17 protein-coding genes are annotated in these 22,061 nt (G+C 42.7%); 10 read left to right on the top strand and 7 right to left on the bottom strand.

The annotated features are described in order from the left end of the window. Positions 1-53: 53 nt before the first annotated feature. Entirely contained in the window at positions 54-2,720 is a 2,667-nt protein-coding gene (locus tag NSQ64_RS01935; protein WP_341014765.1) for a S8 family peptidase, read from the bottom strand. A 242-nt stretch (positions 2,721-2,962) separates the two neighbouring features. Between NSQ64_RS01935 and NSQ64_RS01930 the strand changes: the two genes are divergently transcribed. From NSQ64_RS01930 to NSQ64_RS01900, 7 genes are all read left to right on the top strand, one after another. Further along, a complete protein-coding gene (locus tag NSQ64_RS01930) occupies positions 2,963-3,421 on the top strand; it encodes a PTS sugar transporter subunit IIA (RefSeq protein ID WP_024719036.1) in 459 nt (152 codons plus the stop codon). Then, positions 3,418-3,747: a PTS fructose transporter subunit IIB gene (locus NSQ64_RS01925; RefSeq protein ID WP_007498438.1), complete on the top strand. Its 330-nt coding sequence runs from the start codon at positions 3,418-3,420 to the stop codon at positions 3,745-3,747. The genes NSQ64_RS01930 and NSQ64_RS01925 overlap by 4 nt, the downstream gene beginning before the upstream one ends. Positions 3,748-3,783: 36 nt before the next feature. Continuing rightward, positions 3,784-4,902, top strand: a complete 1,119-nt coding sequence (locus tag NSQ64_RS01920; RefSeq protein WP_178929547.1) for a PTS fructose transporter subunit IIC — start codon at positions 3,784-3,786, stop codon at positions 4,900-4,902. 28 nt (positions 4,903-4,930) lie between these two features. Further along, on the top strand, positions 4,931-7,594 hold the full coding sequence (gene mngB, locus NSQ64_RS01915; RefSeq protein ID WP_341014762.1) for a mannosylglycerate hydrolase: 2,664 nt from the start codon (positions 4,931-4,933) through the stop codon (positions 7,592-7,594). Positions 7,595-7,651: 57 nt separating this feature from the next. Continuing rightward, positions 7,652-8,536 (top strand): ROK family protein, encoded by an 885-nt coding sequence (locus NSQ64_RS01910; protein ID WP_341014760.1) that lies wholly within the window; start codon positions 7,652-7,654, stop codon positions 8,534-8,536. Continuing rightward, complete coding sequence (locus NSQ64_RS01905) at positions 8,533-10,452, top strand: BglG family transcription antiterminator (protein WP_058336296.1); 1,920 nt, start codon at positions 8,533-8,535, stop codon at positions 10,450-10,452. Before NSQ64_RS01910 ends, NSQ64_RS01905 begins: the two co-directional genes overlap by 4 nt. Before the next feature lie 77 nt (positions 10,453-10,529). Next, positions 10,530-11,881, top strand: a protein-coding gene (locus NSQ64_RS01900; RefSeq protein ID WP_268356789.1) for an IS3 family transposase whose coding sequence is annotated in 2 segments (ribosomal slippage) — positions 10,530-10,974 and positions 10,974-11,881 — 1,353 coding nt in all. Because the reading frame shifts where the segments join, the coding sequence is not laid out codon by codon here. 72 nt (positions 11,882-11,953) lie between these two features. Here the strand turns inward: NSQ64_RS01900 and arr are convergent. Continuing rightward, entirely contained in the window at positions 11,954-12,370 is a 417-nt protein-coding gene (gene arr / locus NSQ64_RS01895; protein ID WP_041508172.1) for an NAD(+)--rifampin ADP-ribosyltransferase, read from the bottom strand. 294 nt (positions 12,371-12,664) lie between these two features. Here arr and NSQ64_RS01890 point away from each other — a divergent pair, with 294 nt between their 5' ends. After that, positions 12,665-12,982, top strand: a complete 318-nt coding sequence (locus tag NSQ64_RS01890) for a hypothetical protein (protein ID WP_341014756.1) — start codon at positions 12,665-12,667, stop codon at positions 12,980-12,982. Positions 12,983-13,003: 21 nt separating this feature from the next. Here NSQ64_RS01890 and NSQ64_RS01885 read toward each other — a convergent pair whose 3' ends face one another. From NSQ64_RS01885 to licT, 3 genes are all read right to left on the bottom strand, one after another. After that, a complete protein-coding gene (locus NSQ64_RS01885; RefSeq protein ID WP_008343856.1) occupies positions 13,004-14,425 on the bottom strand; it encodes a glycoside hydrolase family 1 protein in 1,422 nt (473 codons plus the stop codon). An 18-nt stretch (positions 14,426-14,443) separates the two neighbouring features. Beyond that, a complete protein-coding gene (locus tag NSQ64_RS01880; RefSeq protein ID WP_058336293.1) occupies positions 14,444-16,303 on the bottom strand; it encodes a beta-glucoside-specific PTS transporter subunit IIABC in 1,860 nt (619 codons plus the stop codon). A gap of 236 nt (positions 16,304-16,539) precedes the next feature. Beyond that, positions 16,540-17,376 (bottom strand): BglG family transcription antiterminator LicT, encoded by an 837-nt coding sequence (gene licT, locus NSQ64_RS01875; RefSeq protein ID WP_008343858.1) that lies wholly within the window; start codon positions 17,374-17,376, stop codon positions 16,540-16,542. A 185-nt stretch (positions 17,377-17,561) separates the two neighbouring features. On the opposite strand from licT, the gene NSQ64_RS01870 reads away from it, so the two are divergent. Continuing rightward, positions 17,562-17,762, top strand: a complete 201-nt coding sequence (locus tag NSQ64_RS01870; RefSeq protein ID WP_035390601.1) for a hypothetical protein — start codon at positions 17,562-17,564, stop codon at positions 17,760-17,762. 34 nt (positions 17,763-17,796) lie between these two features. On the opposite strand, the gene NSQ64_RS01865 is transcribed toward NSQ64_RS01870, so the two are convergent. Together NSQ64_RS01865 and trhO are read right to left on the bottom strand one after the other, a co-directional pair. Further along, on the bottom strand, positions 17,797-19,416 hold the full coding sequence (locus NSQ64_RS01865; RefSeq protein WP_024719047.1) for an APC family permease: 1,620 nt from the start codon (positions 19,414-19,416) through the stop codon (positions 17,797-17,799). 343 nt (positions 19,417-19,759) lie between these two features. Then, a complete protein-coding gene (gene trhO / locus NSQ64_RS01860; RefSeq protein WP_007498459.1) occupies positions 19,760-20,728 on the bottom strand; it encodes an oxygen-dependent tRNA uridine(34) hydroxylase TrhO in 969 nt (322 codons plus the stop codon). A gap of 199 nt (positions 20,729-20,927) precedes the next feature. On the opposite strand from trhO, the gene NSQ64_RS01855 reads away from it, so the two are divergent. Next, a complete protein-coding gene (locus NSQ64_RS01855; RefSeq protein ID WP_341014752.1) occupies positions 20,928-22,010 on the top strand; it encodes an iron-containing alcohol dehydrogenase family protein in 1,083 nt (360 codons plus the stop codon). Positions 22,011-22,061 lie beyond the last annotated feature (51 nt).

The following is a 22,061-nucleotide window of genomic DNA, read 5'->3' as shown; positions in this document are numbered from 1 at the left end:
TTTCCAGTAAAAAACAAAAAACTTCCCTTTTATTCAAAAGGGAAGCTACAAGACTATTTTTTCACAACAACTTTCACTGCTTTACTTTCTCTTTTTCTCACATCTGAAGCCGTCACATACAAGACGGTTTTGGCTTTTTGCGGCTTGATTTTAGCCGTAAATGCGCCTTTGCTATTGGTTTTGACCGTTTGAATGACTTTCTTTGATTTGTTCTTCACCTTGATCGTCAAGCCTGCACCCGCAGTTCCTTTGACCGTTTTACTTTTCACTGTTACTCGATTCACCTTTGGCTTAGCTGGCGCTTTGCCCTTTTTCACGACCGTTTTGAGCGAAGTCGCAGCCTTTCCTTTTGATATCTTGATGTGAAGCACTTTATTTTTGTTTTGATGCTTGATCTTCACACTAAAGGTTCCCTTTTTGCTTGCCGTGCCTTTTCCAAGCAGGGTTTTGCCTCTATACACAGAAATGGCAGCGCCGGCTTTCGCCTTTCCTGTCACCTTTTGATGCTGATCTTCTACTTTGTTAACTGATGCGTTTAATTCAACAGCACTTAACGCGGCAAAAGCATTGAGTCTGCCATGTCCTGTCATCCAGTCGATACCCGGAATTTTCGGATCAACAACAGGCTCGTCATTTTCATCATAGAAAACGTCATCTGTTCCATCAACAGCTTTAAATGAAATATCATCCGCTGTATTTTGTAAAATATTTCTCACTTGATTTGGTTTCAGGGTTGGATTTTTAGAAAGCAGTAATCCTGCTGCTGCTGCAACATACGGTGTAGCCATTGATGTCCCGCTCAGGTATGAAACATTCCCATCAGGCATTAAGCTTGGGATATCAGATCCTGGTGCAGACATGCTTAACCCTTTCCCATAGCTTGAGAATTCAGCGGCAATATCCATGCGATTGCTTGCACCAACTGCCATGGCGTACTTGGAAGTCGCAGGATAACCCATTTCTGGAATGCCATCGTTTCCGCTCGCCACTACCACTAATACGTTTTTTTGTGCAGCATAGTTCATCGCATATTCAATGACCTTGCTGTAGTAGCCGCCAAGGCTCATGTTAATGACCTTTGCACCTTTGTCCACTGCATGTTTAATGCCAAGAGCAATATGCTCTGTATCTCCATATCCATACGCATCCAGCACTTTGACTGGGATGATTCCTGTATGTTGATTCAGCCCTGCCATGGAGTAATGATTATCGGCTTTTGCTGCAATGATACCTGCCACATGGGTACCGTGGCCATTGTCATCAATTGCATCTTTATTTCGGCCGATCAGATTGGCACCTAAGTCTGTACGAACCGTTCCGCTTAAATCGGACAAACGGCTGTCGACACCTGTATCCACAACAGCAATTAACGTTTGCTTCATTTTGCTTGTGCCAATCAATGTATTCATTTGTTCAAACTTCACATCAGCGCCTTTTTTCCCACTGTTCTGCGCACTGTTTTTCAGCGGCCACTGGTAACCATACTGCGCGTCATTGCTGAGCGCACGATACGTTTGTACAGGCTCTGCAAATTCAACATTCGGCATACTAGAAAGCTTTCTCGCCGTGCTTTTGATCACAGCTTTGCCTGCTTTCAGCGTTTTGCCAGCTGATTCTTTCCCTGCCGGTACATCATAAACATACATTCCTTTAAATAAAGGATTTACTGACTGAGATGTCACACGGTTTTCTTGAATTCCGTAGCTTTTCATTTTCTTTTTTGCAGATTGAAGCGTTTGTCCATCCTTTAATTTAAAGATGATTTTGTTTGTGTTGACCTTTTCTTCTGGAACAAGCTTTTGTTTCTCTAATACATAACCGATCGATTTTCCTTCAAGCTGATCGATTCCTACTTTTTGCCCCACTGCTTCTAATTCCTTTTTTAAATAGGCTGGACTTGCCTCTTTGAGCATATCAAAAAGGGAACGGATCGCCTGTTGCTCTTTCTCTGTGACGATATGACCGCTGAATGCACCATTTTTCTCTACGTCATTCAGCAATGATTTTAATGTCAGCAAATGATTGTACACCGTTTGCTGCTTTTTTTGATTGTTGATGAGTTTAGATTTGAGAAACGGCTTTGTTTTTTGTAGCAGACGTGTCAGCTTCTGACCATCGGCTGTTTCATTGAATCGTTTGTCTTCGATCGTACGAATGGATTGAAGAATTTCACGTCCATGCTTTTTCTCAATAATGATAATCCCTGGCTCTTCTTCTTCAGGGAAAATCGGTTCAGATGGCGGAAGATTCGCACCTTTATACCCGATTGTATATGCTGCATCCTCTTCCTCATCACGGCTGTCTTCCTCTGAACCTAAATACAGCACTTTGACATAGTAAGGACCTGACCATGCATGCGGGAAGTTGATTTCTGTCTCTCCACTTGCTGTGTCCACACGATATCTCGAATAAGTGTCATCCTTTATCGCTCTATCCTTACTTGGGTAGACCGATACAGATAACACTTGTTTGCTTTTTACAGAAATTTGCATATGTGTATGTTTTGCCACATCATCTGCAGATGGCGTAATTTGGTACCATGACTCTTCTTTTTCATTCTGTAATGTACCTGAAATGACTTCACCATTTTTTAACCCAATGGCTTCATTGACACTTGTGCCTTTACTAACTGCTGATGCTTCGTACCCAGGTAATGCAGCCATACATAGAATGATGGCTATGAGTACAACCACACAGGATTTGACCTGCTTTTTAAACATGAAAAGACCCCCTTATCTTTTACAATATCTTGGAAGAATATCACAGAATCCTTTTTAGTAGAATCTATTTTTGACATAATTAAACTCGTTTTAAGCTAGGATTTGAGATATTCAGATGGCTAGTCTGATCGCTTCATAAACTTTTTGCCATTTCAAACGGAAAATGATGCTATTTAACCATGTCGAAAAGTACATTACAATCAAATTGTAAGCGCTTAACAAACAAGAGAGAAGGGATCAGCTTGTTCCAAAAAGATCATGTTTTTACACAAGTAAACGGTCGATCAAAGAATGAGATTTTACAATACATTTCCGAGAAAGCTGAAGACCTTCACATTACAAACGATCAGTCAGGGTTATTAACAGATTTGTTGAAACGCGAAGACGAAGTCTCAACAGGACTTCAGCAAGGTTTTGCGATTCCTCATACAAAAAGCTCTGCTGTTCAAACGGCTTCACTTCTCTTTTTAGAACTTGAACAACCCATTGAATGGGGAAGCTTCGACGATTTGCCAACAAGCTATTTATTTACACTGCTCGTTCCACTTGAAGAGGCCAATGTCACACACCTCAAATTACTGTCTGGCATTGCCACAAGTTTAATGGAGCCTGCTTTCATCGAAAAGATTCAACCCGGTCAAACAGCAGACTATTATTACGAAGTCATTGAACAACAATTGAAAGAGGGGATTACACAATGAAAATTGTCGGTGTCACTTCATGCCCAGCAGGGTTAGCTCATACACCAATGGCAGCAAAAGCATTAGAGAATGCGGGTAAACAGCTTGGACACGAGATTAAAATCGAGCAGCAAGGAATTATGGGACAGGTGAATGGCATTACAGCAGAGGAAGCCAAGCAGGCAGACCTTTGCATCATTGCCTCCAATCAGCACATTAACGACGCTGAACGCTTCTCAGGTATTCCTACTGTTCGTGTCGAAATCGGACGCGCTCTAAAAAATGCCGAGCAAATCATCACAAAAGCCGTTGCGCTGGTTGAAAAGAAAAAATCTGAATCCCAATAAAAAAGAGCAATGCCATATAGAAAGGAGCAAAGCAGAATGAAAGCAAAATTAAAAGTCATTGAAGGCCACCTCATGACCGGTATTTCTTATATTCTTCCGGTGATCATCGGAGCTTCACTTATCGTTGGTTTAGCCAAACTAGTCGGGTTAGGTTTTGGTGTGTCAGATTTAAACGCCTATAAAGATGCAGGCGGCATTTTACATGGTGCCTATTTGATGGAACAGGTTGGCTGGACAGGCATTGGCTTAATGAACGTACTGCTCGCTGGCTTTATTGCCTATTCGATTGCGGATAAATCTGGTCTTGCGGCCGGCTTTATCGGCGGAGCTCTTGCCAGCTCAACAAATGCTGGTTTTATCGGCGCCGTCATTGCAGGTTTCTTTGCCGGATATGTCGCTCTCTTTGTGAAAAGAAAAATTCAAATTCAAGGCTCTGCAGCTGGACTCGTCCCTCTGCTCATCTTACCGCTCATTACTGTTGGCTTAACCGGACTTCTCATGTCCGTTCTGCTAGGCGGTCCATTAGGAGCTTTGAACACCGCATTAATTGAATGGATCAAAGGCATGGTCGCAGATGGAACGAGCACACTCGCACTTGCTCTCATTCTAGGTGCAATGATTGGCTTTGACCTTGGCGGCCCAGTGAATAAATCAGCTTGGATGGCTGGTAACGCACTCTTCCTATCAGGTGTCTATCTTCCTGCCATTCTCGTCAATATCGCGATTGTCATTCCGCCGCTAGGATACGGGCTTGCGACATTGATTCGAAAACGCAACTTCTCTCCTACCTTCAGAGAAGCTGGACGAGGCGGCCTTGTGATGGGGATTATCGGGATTACAGAAGGAGCCATTCCCTTTACACTCGTCAATCCTTTGAAATTGATTCCGCTGAATGTCATCGCTTGTGCTGCAGGAAGCGGGGTTGCTGCCTTATTAGGTGTCCATGACATCATGCCGCCAATTGGCGGACTATACGGATTCTTCTCAGTAGGAAACTGGTGGGCGTATTTAATCGGCGCGCTAACTGGCGCACTTGTTATTGGAATTGGTGCCAACCTACTTGTGAACTTCTCTGAGAAAAAAGAACCCCAAAAGCCCGAACATGATCAGAAGCAGAAAGAAGAAGATGATTTTGACCTTGTGCTAGAAGGATAATTTGAACAAAGAAAGGTGTCGTTACACAATGACTGTCAATGTACATGTGATTCCACATACTCACTGGGACCGGGAATGGTATTTTACCACCTCCCGCTCCCGTATCTACTTAATGAAAAGCGTAATGGACATATTGGACACCCTCGAAACAGATGAACGGTTCCATTACTTCATGCTCGATGCACAAGCATCCTTGCTAGATGATTACTTGAAATGGCGCCCAGAGGATGAAAATCGAATCAAACAGCTCGTCACAGCAAAACGCCTCATCATCGGTCCGTGGTATACACAAACGGATCAGCTCGTTATTTCTGGGGAATCGATTGTACGGAACCTGCAATATGGGATTGAGCGCTGTCAGCAGTTTGGACATGTCATGAAGGTCGGTTATGTCCCTGATTCCTTCGGTCAATCTGCACAAATGCCTCAAATTTATCAAGGCTTTGGTATTGTCGATACAGCCTTTTGGCGCGGCGTTTCTGATCATATGACGAATCACACAGAATTTAATTGGCGCGGGGCGGATGGCAGTGAAGTGTTTGCAGTGAATCTGCCATTCGGCTACTACTACGGAGGAAATATTCCTGAAAAAGATGAAGACCTGCAAGCCTTTCTTTCTGAAAAAATCGGGGCGCTGCAAGCAAAAGCCACGACAAAGAATGTCTATTTCCCAAATGGCTTTGACCAAGCGCCTATTCGTAAAAACCTGCCTGACTTATTAGAAAAAGCCAATGAAATAGACGAGCATAACTATCAAATCAGCAGTTTAGAAGACTACATTGCAGCAGTGAAAAAAGAGCGGACTTCTTTTAAGACATTAGAAGGAGAACTCATTCATGCCAAGCATATGCGAATTCATAAGTCCATTTTTTCAACAAGAGCAGATTTGAAAATCTTAAACAACCAAATTGAAAACTATCTTGTCAATGTGATGGAGCCGATCCTTACAATCAGCTATTCACTCGGACATGACTATCCGCATGACACGGTACGTGATATTTGGTACCTCATGTTTGAAAATGCAGCGCATGACAGCATTGGTGGCTGTAACAGTGATACGACGAATCAAGATGTCTTCTTCCGCTATAAACAGGCAAAGGAAATCGCCGAGAATCTTGTGGACTTACACATGCGTCTCATCGCCATCCGGCTTCAAACTGAGCAAGAAATCACGTTCACTTTATTTAACACACTGCCTTCAAAGCGCTCTGAAGTCATTGAAGTCGAAACCTTTATCACAGAACGTCCATTTACACTAAAAGACGCTGATGGACGAACTCTTCACTACACAGTCAAAAGCAAAACCGATGTGACAGATTATGTCTTAGCACAGCAGATTTCACTTAACCCAAGCAAAGAAGTGTACATGCCAAAGCAAGTATGGAAAGCTGTTTTACTCATTGAAGCAGTCGACTTGCCATCCGTTGGTTATACACAAGTCAGCATGGTTTTCGATGAATCTAGTGAATCCATTTTGGAAAAAACAGAAGGCCGTGTCATTGAAAATACGTTTTACCACATTACAGCAAATGACAATGGGTCATTAGAAATTACGGATAAACAGACTGGACGAACGTTCTCTGAGCAAATGATCTTTGAAGACAACGGAGATGATGGGGATTCTTATAACTATTCACCACCGCGTGAGGATCTTTATGTATCATCTAAAGATATCTCATCAGCAGACATCACCGTATCTAAAAGCAGTTTACAGGAAGAGCTCACCATCAAGCTTCAATTGACTGTCCCATATGATTTAGAGGAACGCTCGGAGCAAAAGGGGACGACTTCCCTCCCGATCACAGCGAAGGTGGCTTTAAATAAAGATGAAGCGGTCATCCGTTTTCATGTGAATGTTGACAACCATGCGCTAGACCACCGTCTACGGGTACTCTTTGATACAGGTATTGCATCAAACGTATCACTCAGCGATCAACAGTTTGGCACCATCGAACGTCCAACGGAGCTGACGCAAGAGCTAGAATGGTGGAACAATGAACATTGGGAAGAAAAACCGATTACCATTGAACCCATGCAATCATTTGTTGCACTTCGCGATGAAGCATATGGTGTCTCTCTTTTGACGGACTGCGTCAGAGAATACCAAATCACAGGCGAAGACTACACAACCATTGCTTACACACTCTTCCGCTGTTTCGGAAAAATGGGGAAAGAAAACCTTCTTTACCGTCCCGGCCGGGCTTCTGGAGAAAAAATCGTGGAAACACCTGACGCCCAGCTTCAAGGATCGCTATCTTTCTCCTTTGGCATGCACTATAGCCAAGAAGCGGTGAGTGAAGGACACTTGGCTCAGCTTGCTAAACGTTACACCACCCCGGTTCAGTGCTACGAGCGGGCAGACTTTTTAAACGGTCGTTTAATTTTCTCTTTCCGAGATGAAAAAGAAGACTTACAATCTACTTATAGCCTGCTTGACATTGAAACAGACGGGGCCGTTCTAAGCGCTTTGAAAAAGGAAGAGCATGGAACAGGCATTGTCATTCGTCTCTTCAATCCATATTTAACACGTCAAACAGCCGCTTCAATCAATAGTTCATCTCTACAACATGGAGAAACAGCGAATTTAGGCGAAACACCTGAAGGACATATACTGAAAGCACAACATGGATCATTACACATTGAACCGCTCACACCTTGTCAGGTACAAACCTACATTGTAAAGAAAAAATGAACATGTAGGGGCGGGATCCATTTGGATTCCGCCTCTCTTTAATGGAGGGCATTGATCATGCGAATTGGAGGCATCGAAGCAGGCGGTACAAAATTTGTCTGCGGCTACGGAACAACAGACGGAACGATTGAACATATGACTTCCTTTGCAACAGGGAACCCAGAAGAAACATGCCGGCAAGTGATCGAATACTTTACAGAGCATCCAGTCGATGCGATTGGCATAGGCGCATTCGGACCTGTCGATGTAAAAGAACACAGCCCCAGCTATGGAACGATTCTCGAAACACCCAAAACAGCTTGGCGCCAATTTCCATTACTCTCAACCTTAAAACAAGCACTCGGTCTCCCTATGAAGCTTGATACGGATGTGAACTGTGCGGCGCTCGGTGAAGCTCGTTTTTCAACGGAAACAGACAGACCAAATTCCTTGATCTATATCACGGTTGGGACAGGAATCGGTGGCGGTGCCTATATTGAAAACCGCCTCATTCACGGACTGCTTCATCCAGAAATGGGACATATCACTGTTCAGCGCCACCCTCATGACAACTATGGAGGCTGCTGCCCGATCCACCATGATTGTTTAGAGGGACTAGCATCTGGACCTGCCATAGAAGGCCGCTATCATACATTGGCACAAATGCTGCCAGAGGAGCACCCTGCCTGGTCACTTCAAGCTTATTATCTTGGGCAAATGACCGCAAATTTATTACTCACATTTTCACCAGAACGCATTATTTTTGGTGGAGGTGTCATGAAACAGCCGGCCTTGCTGCCGCTCATCCTTGAAGAAACAGACGAGCGGCTTCATGGTTACTTACAACTACCAAAGCCATTAAATGAAATCGTCACAAAGCCTTCCTTTGACGGATTATCTGGTTTAATGGGAGCCATCGCCCTTGGAGCTGATGCCTTAAAGGAACAAGGAGCGGCGCAATGATGATGACGGCAGATACTCGAACCTACCAGCTCATTCAGCGGCTATTTGAAACGAAAGGGTTCGTGAAGCTGGAGGAGCTCACTGCCTCTTTTCGCTTATCTGACCGCTCCATCCGCAATTTAATCAAAGAAGCAAACGAGCTGTTAACACAAGCTGGAGCCATGATCAAGACCATCCGCGGGAAAGGGTATACACTCTTAACAAGTGACCAAGACGCTTTCCTGCTTTGGCTTCATCAGCAAAAGCTTCCTGCTCGCTCTCTCGTTCCCGTCATGCCAGAAGAGCGCATACGATTTATGATGAGAAAACTATTGCTTCAATCAGACTACTTAAAAATTGATCAATTAGCAGAAGAATTGTTCATCAGCCGTATGACGGTCAGCAGTGATTTAAAAAAAGGACGGGAGCTGTTAGCCCGTTACGGTATGACCCTTGTCTCAAAGCCTGGATTTGGCTTAAAAGTAGACGGAGACGAATTGCAAAAAAGGACGTGCTACGCAGACTTACTGCTTGAAGAAGAACCCGCCCTATCTCATATAACTGAGCGGGAACAGCTTCATTTCCCTGACATTTCACTCGAAACCATTCGATCCATTGTGCTGACAAATCTATATCAAGAATCACTGCTCATTAAAGATATTGCCCTAAAGAATTTAGTGATTCACTTAGCGATTGCCATTCAACAAACGCAAAAAAAACAGCGGATACCCGCCAGTACCACTCACACACAAAGACCGCCAGTGTTAACAAGAATCGCTCAAAAGATCACTCATCAAATAAGCGACACGTTTCATGTCACCTTATCAGAGGATGAAACAGATTACTTGGTGATGCATCTCTTAGCGAATCAAACGTGGAAAGAAATCGATGAGCACCAAACAACAGAAGAAGTACGTCAGGCAGTGACACGATTTCTCCAGCACATTGAAAAAACAAGCGGTCATCGTTTTGTAGATGACGATATCCTGCGTCAAGATTTGATGCTGCATATGAAGCCATTATTAAATCGAATTCAATACGGCGTGTCTTTACAAAATCCGCTTTTGCATGAAATCAAAACATCTTACCCTTATCCGTTTGATTTGGCCGTCAGCGGACTCAATGCCTTACAGCTGGTACGGACGCCAAATGAAGATGAAGCGGCATATGTTGCCTTACATATTGCTGCTTCATTTGAAAGAAGTCATCTTGACACCTCACAAAAAAAGAGGGCCATTATTGTATGCGGATCTGGACTAGGAACGGCACGGCTACTTGAAATTAAATTGAAGGCGGCCTTTCAACATGAGCTTGAGATTGTTGAGCTTTATTCTTATCAGGATTACGCTTTTAGCACGACTTTGCCATGTGATGTGATTATTACAACCGTACCTCTCGCACCAAAGGGGAAACCAATCATTCAAGTGAATGCTTTTTTTGAACATCATGATGTCCAGCGTGTGAGTGAGGTCATTCACCTGTTAAACGGACACGGTGCCCCTTCGCAGGAGCTGATGGCTTTTTTCCAAGAACGATTGACCTTGTTGGATGTGGACCTTTCAAGCAAAGAAGAGGTAATAGATACTCTTTGCAGCCGGCTGGAGGCGTATCAGCTTGTTTCATCTTCTTTTCGTTCCTCCGTGCTGGAGCGGGAGCAAATGTCATCGACCTATCTTGGCAAGGGGATTGCAATGCCTCACCCGCTCATCACAAATGAAGGCACCTCCTGCGTGGCAATTGCACGATTGAAACAGCCAATTGATTGGCAGGGCGATCAAGTATCTCTGATTTTCTTGTTAGCCATTCAGAAAGATGACGCTGCCTGCATGAATCAATTTTTTGAACAAGCTGTCGATTTATTAGACAGTCCTGACCGCCTTCACTCCTTGACACATGCAAGGACATTTGATGAGCTAATGCATGTCCTGTTTCAATAGCACAAAAGGCCGCCCAAGTGAAATTGAAGTGCACCCCAAATATTAGACACAGTCTAACATTTGGAGGTGCTTTTCTTTTGGCTAAATTTACAATTGAAGATAAAATCAAAGCGGTAAAACGATACCTCATTGACCGCGAACCCCTGCTTGGAATTGCAAAACAGATTGGCGTGCACAAAAGCATACTTCAATATTGGGTCAGAAAGTATCAATATCATGGCGAAAAAGCTTTTTCAAAGTCATATACAAATTATCCAGTCCAATATAAACTAGACGTACTTGATTATATGAATGAACATGGGACGTCTATCTTGGAAACAGCTGCACTCTTTAACCTGCCTTCTGATACAACGCTTTGGAACTGGAAGCGCATCTTGGAAACACAAGGAGTAGACGCCCTTCAATCTAAGAAAAAGGGGCGTCCGTCTATGAAAAAGAAAACTGGAAAACAAGAAATAACGAAAGGATCAATGGAAGCGTTACAGGCAGAAGTAGAACATTTGCGCATGGAAAATGAGTATTTAAAAAAGTTGAATGCCTTAGTTCAAAACAAGGAACAATCACCAAACAAGACAAAGCGCAAGTAGTCTATGATTTAAGGCATCAATATCCGGTGAAATCACTTCTTAAGCTCGCATGTATTCCACGCAGTACCTACTATTACTTGATCAAGCATTTAGATCGTCCTGATCAGGATGTCGAACTGAAAAAGATGATTCAAACCATTTATCAGGAACATCAAGGACGTTATGGATATCGCCGGATTCGTGATGAACTAATCAACCGAGGACAAAAGGTGAATCACAAAAAAGTCCAGCGCATCATGAAAGTTCTAGGGCTAAAATGCATGGTCCGAGTGAAGAAATATCGTTCATACAGAGGCACAGTGAACAAAATAGCGCCTAATATTTTGGCTCGTCATTTTCAAGCTGATAGACCAAATGAGAAATGGGTCACAGATATAACGGAGTTCAAGTTATTTGGTCAGAAGCTCTATCTTTCGCCCATATTAGATCTATTTAATGGTGAAATCATTACCTATACAGTCGGTTCAAGACCTGTTTACTCACTCGTCTCAACGATGCTTCATCAGGCGTTCAACCGTTTAGATGAAGAGGAGAAACCAATGATACATTCTGATCAAGGATGGCATTACCAAATGAAGCAATATAGACACGCCTTAAAAAAGCGTGGGATTACACAGAGTATGTCCCGAAAAGGTAACTGTTACGATAACGCAGTTATCGAGAACTTTTTTGGTATCTTAAAGTCTGAATTTCTATACCTAAAAAAATTTGAGAACATCGAACACTTCAAGCAAGAACTTGAACAATATATTGATTACTACAATCACACACGTATAAAGACAAAACTAAAAGGCATGAGTCCGATACAATATCGAACTCATGCCTCGAAAGCTGTCTCATAAAAAAACGCGTCTAAATTTAGGGGGTCACTTCAAATCGGGCGGCCTTTTATTCATCTATTCCTCACATACGAATCAATCGTATATGACATTTTTTCCTTCTTCCCTTAACTTTTTTAACGACGTCAGCATATGGTTGATTTCTTCATCGGAATGTCTTTCCCAAGCACCTAATTCTGCGACAATTTTCAAAGGGGATTTCGATCGATAGGAACGGGTCGGGTTACCGGGAAATTTTTTGTCAGTCAAATTCGGATCGTCTTCAAACTCGCCTGTCGGTTCTACAACATAAATTCTCTCTTTTGCATCAGACCGGGCTAATTCAGCTCCCCATTTGGCTGCATTTAATGTTCCGGTGAAATAGATGTGGTTCGATTGTTTATCCTGATAATTGGATAAATGCAACGGTTCAAGCAGGTCCCCAATCTTCAATTCCGCTTTCGTCCCATGAAAAAACGGCCCAGGATCTAAAACATCTTTCTTGTCATTCATACAGCCACATCCCTTATCGTTTTTGACTTGCGTATAACAGTATACGGGCTGATGCGGGCGGAAAACAGTCTATAAATGAGATTAAATTCGGGGTATAATGATAGTAGAGAGTAAGATGTGATCGGTAAACTCCAGCAAGTTGAAAAAACAGCAAGCATACATACAAAGCAGTCTTCTTGAAAGAGATAAAAAGCTGTTAGACGCCATAAAAGCCAAAGAGACGTTTGACGTTTTATGTGGTTGGCGTGTTGGCACATAATCAATTAAATTCTTCAGGAAGGGTGTAATGAGAGAATGAAAGATAGAGATAAGATTTGCCATATATATGCACAAAAAAGTTGGCATATGGATTCTTATATTATTGGTAATCGTGAGGGTTTAATAGAATTAAAGAGTGCTATTGACCAAGCATTGAAAAGTAATGTTGGTCAAGCTGAATTGTTTCCATCAGATTTAGAGGATTATACAACTTACGTTGCTTTAGTAAATGATAAAGAAGAGTTGGATTCACTTATTATGCCTTACACTGATGAGGATAATGATGATGAAAACTTGATACATCCAGTTGATATAGTTACAAGGCATGAAGAGAAAAAAAACCCTAAAAATTAGGGGTTTTTTAGTGTGAAATTGTTACTTCCCGATGTTCTCTCCATTTTGCTCGATCAATGTTTCATACCAATAAGAGCTCTTTTTCCGAATTCTCTTCAGGTCTTTCAGGTCAAATTCATCACGGTTGACGTAGATAAAACCATAACGTTTTGAGCAGCCTTGGTGTGTACTGATTAAGTCGATGGCTGACCACGGGCAGTACCCGAATACCTCAACACCGTCAGTGATCGCCCATTTGATTTGTTCAATATGTTTTTCTAAATAATCAATTCGATAATCATCCTGAATCGATCCATCCGCTTCTAACTTGTCAAAAGCGCCTAACCCGTTTTCCGTAATAATAAGAGGCAACTGATAGCGATCGTAAATCTCACGCATCGTTGATCGGAAACCGGTAGGGTCAATCTCCCAGCCAAATGCATTTTTACTTAAGAACGGGTTGTTGCCGCCTTTGTAGACGCCATCTTCACCAGATTTTAAATGCTGATCTCCGCCGCGGGCAAATTCATCATTGCCATCTCCTTTACTCGCTTCAACCGTTTGAGATGTGTAGTAGTTAAAGGCAATGAAGTCTGGTTTTGCACTTTTCAAAATATCCATATCTCCCTCTTCAATCACAGGAAGAATGTCTTTTTCCTTCATGTATGCCCATGCAAGGTTGTTATAGCGACCGAATACCGCCATATCAAGATATAGCCAGTTGCGGATCGCATTGTAATTAGCAGCAGCAATGACATCCTCAGGTTTTGGAGATGCCGGGTAAATAAGGGCGATGTTTGGCGCTGGTCCGATTTTCGCCTCAGGCAGCAAACGATGACAAAGCGTCATGGCTTTCGCCTGTGCCACAAGCATATGGTGGTTCTGCTGATATAGTTCTTTTTTCGGATTTTCTAAGTTTGGATCCAGTGTACCTAAAGCTGATCCATGTAAAATCATCATGTTTTGTTCATTAATCGTCAGCCAATATTTTACCTTCTCGCCATACTCCTGGAACAAAACCTCCGCATAACGTTCAAACGCATCGACTGTCGAACGATTTGACCAACCGCCTTTCACTTGAAGCGCATGAGGTAAATCAAAGTGATACATCGTCACAATTGGTTCAATGTCATAGCGGCGCAATTCATCAATGAGAGAATGGTAGAAGTCAATTCCCTTTTGATTGATCTCCCCATCTCCATCTGGAATGATACGTGTCCATGCAATGGAGAAACGATAAGCCTTCAAGCCCATTTCTGCAAACATCTTCACATCCTCTTTATATCGATGATAGTGATCGCTGGCTACCTTAAAATCAGTTGTTCCTTCAGGATAGCTTTCTCTCATATCAATGACTGAAGGCCCCTTGCCATCCTCGTTCCATGCACCTTCTACTTGATAGGCGGAAGTCGATCCGCCCCAGAAAAAGTCTTTTGGAAATGGTGCTAGTGTTGAATATCTCATGATTATGTCCTCCCTTTCTTAAACTAAGTGTAAAAATGATTGTCCTGGTGTCACTTGTTTTTCTTCTGTCTCAATGATATCGCTAAATTCACCGGAATTGGTAATAATCACAGGTGTTGTGACAGAAAGACCTGCTGCTTGAATGGCCTCAATATCAAACTCCGCAAGCAGTTCACCTTCTGTAATGGTTTGGCCCTGCTCAACCTTTGGCGTAAAATGACGGCCCCCAAGTTGTACAGTATCCAGTCCAATATGAATGAGTACTTCTGCTCCGCTTTCAGAGGTGAGACCGTATGCATGTCCTGTTGGGAATACCGTTGTCACGACTCCAGTTACTGGTGCAAACAGCTTGCCTTCTGATGGAATAATGGCTGCCCCCTTACCTAAAGCGCCAGATGAGAAGGCTTTATCTTGCACCTCTTCTAGCTTGATGACTTCGCCAGATAAAGGACTTTTCACATGAGCTGCTTTGACACCATGTTCATTTTCAGATGCTGGTACAGAACTAGTTGCAGGAGCATCTTCTTCATCCACAGGATCTTTGAATCCAATCAAATAGGTTAAGACGATCGAAAGGACAAATGAAACGGAAATTCCGATTAAGAATCCTGTAAATCCTTGACCATAGAAGATCGGAAGTGTCAGTAAACTCGGAAGACCTGATGCGATCGCAATACTTTGTGAATAACCGATAATAGCACCACCGACACCGGCAGAGATAACCGCTGCAATAAATGGTTTTTTCAAACGAAGTGTGACGCCGTATACAGCAGGTTCTGTAATTCCAAATACAGCAGAAACCGCTGTCGATCCAGCTAATGATTTCAGCTTTTTGTTCTTTGTTTTCAGCATAACACCGATGGAAGCACCGGCTTGTGAAAATACAGCTGGCGCAGTGGCCGGCTTAATATGATCTTTTCCATGAACCGCAATATTATTTAAAATGACTGGCACAAGCCCCCAATGGATACCGAAGATGACAAGAACCTGCCATGCCATCGCAATTAAAGCACCGGCAAGTGTAGGGCTAAAGGAGAATACTTTCAGCAGGACGGCTGCAATTCCGTTCCCTGCATACACACCAAATGGTCCAAATACGATCAGTGTCAGTGGAACGACCGTGACCAGTAAAATCAGTGGTGTAATAAAGTTTTTCACACTTTCATGAATGACTTTGTTAAAGAAACGTTCGATATATCCCATCACAAACACTGCCAAAATAATCGGGATAACCGTTGATGTATAAGACATTAAGACAACCGGAATGCCGAAGAACGACACATCTCCGCCGCCTTTTGTGAGCTCTTGAATAGTCGGGTAGATCAGTGCACCTGCAATCGTCACAGCGACAAATGGATTCGCTTTAAACTTCCTAGCAGAAGTGAATGCGAGCAGCAGCGGCAAGAAGTAGAACAAGCTGTCTGATGCGGCAAATAAAATTTGATACGACGTATCTTCAGGTGATAACCATTTTGCATTGATACAGATGCCTAGAAGTCCTTTTAAAATACCGGCACCCGCCATGACACCTAGAAGCGGTGTGAAAATTCCAGAAACAATGTCGACGAATTTTCCAAAAAGACTTGTACTTTCTTCACTTGATCTAGCAGATGAAGAAGTGGAATCCTCTAATAGATTCGTAAACTCCCCAATCTCTCGATATACCTCTGGTACGGTGTTGCCAATGACCACCTGAAACTGGCCGCCGCTTTCCATGACAGTCACCACACCATTTAATTTTTCAATGGCCGCTTTATCTGCTTTTGATCTGTCATTTAATGTGAAGCGAAGTCTTGTGGCACAGTGAACCAATGAATGAACATTTTTCTCTGTCCCGATATGTTTGATAATGTCTTCTGCTAATTGACGATGACTCATACAAAAACCCCCTTTTTTTCAAAAAAATACGTTTTTAGGCAAAATAAAAACCTAAACGGGCACCAAAAATAGTCGCAACTTGCTATTGCGCTTTTTCAGTGAACGTTTAGGTTTTGCCTGCCGAACAGTCACAATCCTCTAAGACGATCATTGTGAAACCGTATTCTTTTATGTTTATGAGCAAATAGTACCACTCACTTTTTATGATGTCAACGCTTTCTTTTAAAATTCTATCTTTATTTTTCTCGTTTGATGAGTCGATTCAAATGAATCGATAGATAGAGCATCTCCTCTGATGTCAGGTCGCGATGATACGTTTGATACACATATTCCGCAATTTTCTTTGCGCATTCGTACGCCTTCGGATATTTCACTTTAATCAGCTGATATAAATCTTGGTCTTCACTGACGAGTAACGTTTCGTTGATGAGACGCTGTACGAAAAAGCGTAAATGTGTGAGAAAACGATAAAAGTTGAGCGAGTCTTCATCAAATTCCATGTTCAAGTGATATTTCACAATGGTCAGTATGGCATTCACTTCTTTTGTGATATTGACCGTTGTATTCATGTCTTCATTGAGCTCTGCATTAATGATATGCATGGCAATAAAGCCCGCTTCATCTTCAGGCAGTTCAATATGAAGACGATCTTCAATCATCTCAAGGCATTCCTTCGCCACGAGAAACTCATCTTTGTATAAACGTTTAATCTCCCAAATCAGCGAATTCTCAATCAAGTGGTTTTTCTTTAATCGTTCGATGGCGTAATGAATATGGTCTGCCAGCGATACATGCAGACTTTCGTTTAATCTTCGGTTCAGCTTTGTATGTGCGTATTGGATCATTTCCTCGGTCACCTTGACGACATCATATGGAACCTCTTGAAGCAGCATTTTCATCCGCTCATGTACGGAATGATCTTCTAGGCGGAACACTTTATCAATTAACGCCTCGTCCACCGGGTCGCCGGGACGTCTTTGAAAAGCGATGCCTCTGCCCATGACGACGATTTCTTTTCCTTGTTCATCTATCACACTAATGACATTATTGTTTAGAACCTTTTGAATCTGCATCTCCAAACACCTCCGTCTATAACCAGCCATCTACACTCAAAATATGCTCTCATCTTAACACAACTGTCAAATCACTTGGCGTTTTTATCTGACTTTTGAAATAGATTTAACGATATTTTCACTTCTTTCTTGCTGGTCTGATCCTCCCTCGGCCTGCATACAATACCCCGAGGAGGTGACCTTCGATGAAGGCTTTTTTCTGGTCAGCATCTTTTTTATTCATGTTCATTCTGACTCTCTTTATTCTAGGTATTGTTTTTTGGCTTAGTGGACAAGGCTTAGATCAGCTATGGAGATATGCGCTTATCTGTCTTGTGACAGCCACCGTTCTACACGGCGTTACCACTTGGCTAAAGCAGCATGTCATGCATCATCTATCCAAATAAAAAGGCTGCCCTCAGTATTCAGGCAGCCCTTCCGTTATTCCTTAGATGAGGCGGCTTCTTTCTGAGAAGCACGCAGTTCATCATTAATTTTTTTCGCATCTTCTAAAAACTCTGTTTCAAATCCACTTTTGAGTGCCCACATATAAAATAACAACGCCACAACTGCAATGAGCGCCATATCCCAGCCATAATGAATGACGTTATACCCGCCAAATTTATCACTGCCGAGACAAGAAATCGTCATCATCACAAGCAAATACACAACCATCCAAGCACCTGCTTTAAAGTGACGGCCAAAGCCCTTCCACTTCGCTTTTGCTTGATAGTAAAAATAGATTGGCAGACCGATGAGAATAATGAACAGCACCTGACCCGTCAGCGGCCATCTCGCCCAGTACAGTGTCAATGATGCAAAGACAAAACCGAGCGGGGCAATGATGCTGAGTCCTTTAATTCGCAATGGACGATATAAATCTGTGCCCGTCTTTCTCAGCGTCATCACTGTCACAGGTCCTGTCAAATAGGAAATCAGGGTCGCCACAGAGATAATTTCAGCGAGAACCCCCCATCCTCTAAACAAAAACAAAAAGATAAACGATACGCCTAAGTTAAAAAACATCGCTGGACGAGGCACACCGTAAATTGGGTGCAGACGGCCAAGTACACTCGGCATGTACTTGTTTTTTTCCATCCCATAAATCATACGAGACGTCGTCGCCGTATACGTAATCCCTGTTCCAGAAGGAGAAACGAACGCATCTGCATATAAAATAAGGACAAGCCAGTTGATCCCTAGCGCAATGGCAAGGTCAGCAAATGGCGAGTTGAAATTCAAATGCCCCCAGCCATTCACTATCATTGATGGATCGACAGCCCCAATAAAAGCGATTTGCAGCAGCACATAAATGACCGTTGCAATCAAAATCGATCCAACAATGGCGATTGGAATCGAACGCCCTGGATTTTTCGCTTCTCCTGCCATATTAATCGGGCTTTGGAAGCCATTAAAAGCAAACACAATCCCTGATGTTGCCACAGCTGTGAGCACACTCGCCCAGCCGTTCGGCGCAATACTTGTTCCAGAAGTAAAATTCTCACTATGAAAACCTACGAATAAGAGCGCACCAATTGTTAATCCTGGAATGACGATTTTAAAAACCGTAATGAATGTATTCGCCTTTGAAAACAACCCAACTGTCCAATAATTGAGCAGAAAATAAATCACCAGCAACACACTTGCCACCATGAGCCCCTCGGTCGTCAAAACCCCTTTTGTGACCAAATGGCTTGTCCACTTTGCCCACTCCCAAGGCCATGAGCTCATGTATTGAACGGAGGCCACTGCCTCAACAGGAATCACTGAGACAATCGCAATCCAGTTTGCCCAAGCGGCGATAAATCCAATAAAAGAGCCGTGTGAATATTGCGTATATTTGACCATTCCGCCTGCCTCTGGAAACATCGACCCGAGTTCACTATAAGACAATGCGATAAATAAAATAACAACCATCCCGATCAACCATGACAAAATAGCAGCAGGGCCGGCGATTTGAGCAGCCCGCCACGCACCAAAGAGCCATCCTGAACCAATGATTGAGCCAAGACCTACCATCATTAAAGCGAAAGTTCCCATCCTACGATGCAAATGATTCATGTTCATAACACCTTTCGATTAAAATACAGAGCATGTGTCGAGCAAGCGCCTTTCTTTTATAGCAGCTCACCTTTCATTCCATTGGCAAATACTTTCTGATCTGAACTTTTATCTTTGTTCATTTTTTTGCCTGTTATATTATCTCTCAATTCTCCATTTTCTGAAATAGTCGAACATGCTTATTTCAAAAGAAAGCGCTTTTTCAACTGTTCAATCTATTAGACTGATTAACTACCTTTACCCTTATTTTGAAAAAAACAAAACAAAAAAGAAAGAGGAAATGACTTCCTCTTCCCTCTGAACACGTATCATTCAAAGAAAAAAGGATAAAAGGGAGACCCTCTTATCCTTGTGAGATTGCTTGTTCTTTTTCAATGACAGCTAGTCTTTCTTGAACTTCTTCTTCAGATAAATTATGTTGTTTCACATAAAGGTTACGTTCGCTTGTGCGGCATTCATGGCTGCAGCTACGCATATATTTATGCTCGCTTTCTTCTGTTGCAATCATTTTGCGGTTACACGCAGGGTTCGCACAGTTCACATAACGCTCGCAAGGTTCGCCAGTGAAGAAATCTTTTCCTACTACGACGTGCTCTGTTTGATTGACCGGAACCGTTAGGCGGTTATCAAACACATAACATTGACCGTCCCATAGCTTTCCTTGAACTTCTGGGTCTTTTCCGTACGTGACAATTCCACCGTCAAGCTGGGATACATCTTCAAAGCCTTCACGCTTTAACCACCCTGAGAATTTCTCACAGCGTACGCCGCCTGTGCAATACGTCAGAATTTTTTTCCCTTCAAGAATCTCTTTGTTGTCACGAATCCACTCAGGTAATTCACGGAATGTCTCAATGTCAGGGCGCACAGCACCTCTGAAGTGACCGACATCAAACTCATAATCATTACGTGCATCAATCACGACCGTATCAGGTGATTGCATTTGCTCGTAAAATTCAACTGGGCTGAGATGTTTCCCCGTTAATTCTAGCGGATTCACATCATCTTCAAGACTTAAATTCACCAATTCATTTCGGTGGCGGACGTGCATTTTCTTAAACGCATGACCATCTGCTTCGTCAATTTTAATTGGCATGGACGCAAAGCGTGGATCTTCTTTCAATGCTTGCATGTACTTGTCCGTCTGCTCAATGGTACCAGAAACAGTTCCGTTTATGCCTTCAGATGAAACAAGAATACGACCTAACAAACCAAGTTCCTTACAGAATGCTAGATGCTCTGCTGTAAACGTTTCTGGATCCTCAATGGGGACATATTGATAGTAAAGTAATACACGATATTGTTTTTCCATATATATAAACACCTCTTAAATTTAATCAAAACATACCATTTTATATCATACAGGAAATACATACCTTAAGGCAATGTCAGCAGTTCAATTCCATAAAACGGAAGAGTCTATGGTCTCATATTGTCCGTTTATTTGACAGAACTTTCTGTAAAATGAGATGATTTAAGTACTATATGATTTCGTAAAGGAGCATAAGTCAATGATCCAGCCAGAAGATATCGTCAGAAGCGGTCCTAACCAGTTTATTTCTCAAAAGGGGATTTATCATGAAATCGAGTCATTTGTTACTCCCTTTCAGTCACCAGCTATAGTGACAGGATATGACTCATATCAAGCCTTTTCACAGTACACAAAGCTTCCATCCGAGTGGCCTGTTGTTCAGCATAAAGGTTACAGTTCACCAAATGCGATCACACGAATTGCGGAAGAACTCAAGAGTTCAGACGTGATCATCGGGATCGGTGGCGGCACGATTTTAGATACAGCGAAGTCTGTTGCCGACGCTCTCCAAATTGAAGTGATCATGGTGCCGACGATTCCTGGGACATGTGCGGCTTCTACACCGCTCAGCGTCATTTATGATGACAAGGGGAATTTCATGAGGGTCGACTATCATAAGCGGTCCAGCTATCTCACGTTAATTGATCATACTTTTTTGCTTTCATCTCCTCTTTCCTATCTCCAAAGCGGAATTGGGGATACGCTGGCAAAATGGTATGAAGCGGAAGCCATTATTCGTAACACAAACGGCACCTTGCCGCTCATGGTACATGCTGCATTAAAGCAGGCAGTGTACGTTCGTGACATTCTTCTGACTCATAGTGAAGAAGCCGTTAGCAGTTTAAAAACAGGTCAGCTTTCTCAAGCCTTTGCAGATGTAACAGATACGATCATTACGTTAGCCGGAACAGTCGGCGGCTATGGAGGACGTTATGGCAGAATGGCAGGAGCCCATGCCGTTCATAATGGATTAACATTTATTGATGAAACACATCATGTGTTACATGGACAAAAAGTGGCCTATGGCATTCTCGTTCAGCTTGCCGCAGAAAACCGCATGACGGAAGTAGAAGAATTACTTGAGCTTTATCAAACACTCGGATTACCTAGAACGATGCGTGAGCTTGGCATCACAGCTCAGCTAGAGGAAGCAGCACATACAGTGGCAAACCATGCTGCACGTAAAGATGAAACCTTTTGTTTGATTGGAGACTATACGAAAGAGCAAATTGTCGACGCCATTCAAATCATTGAGACCTATCAGCCTCAAAAAACGGTCTGAACATACCGGCAAATAAAAAAGCACAGGCATCGGGACTGACCCCCGTTTTTG

The organism is Bacillus sp. FSL W8-0183 (genome assembly GCF_038006825.1).
In the GTDB taxonomy this organism is placed as follows: Bacteria; Bacillota; Bacilli; order Bacillales; family Bacillaceae; genus Bacillus; species Bacillus altitudinis.
This window is presented reverse-complemented; position numbering and strand designations above follow the sequence as displayed.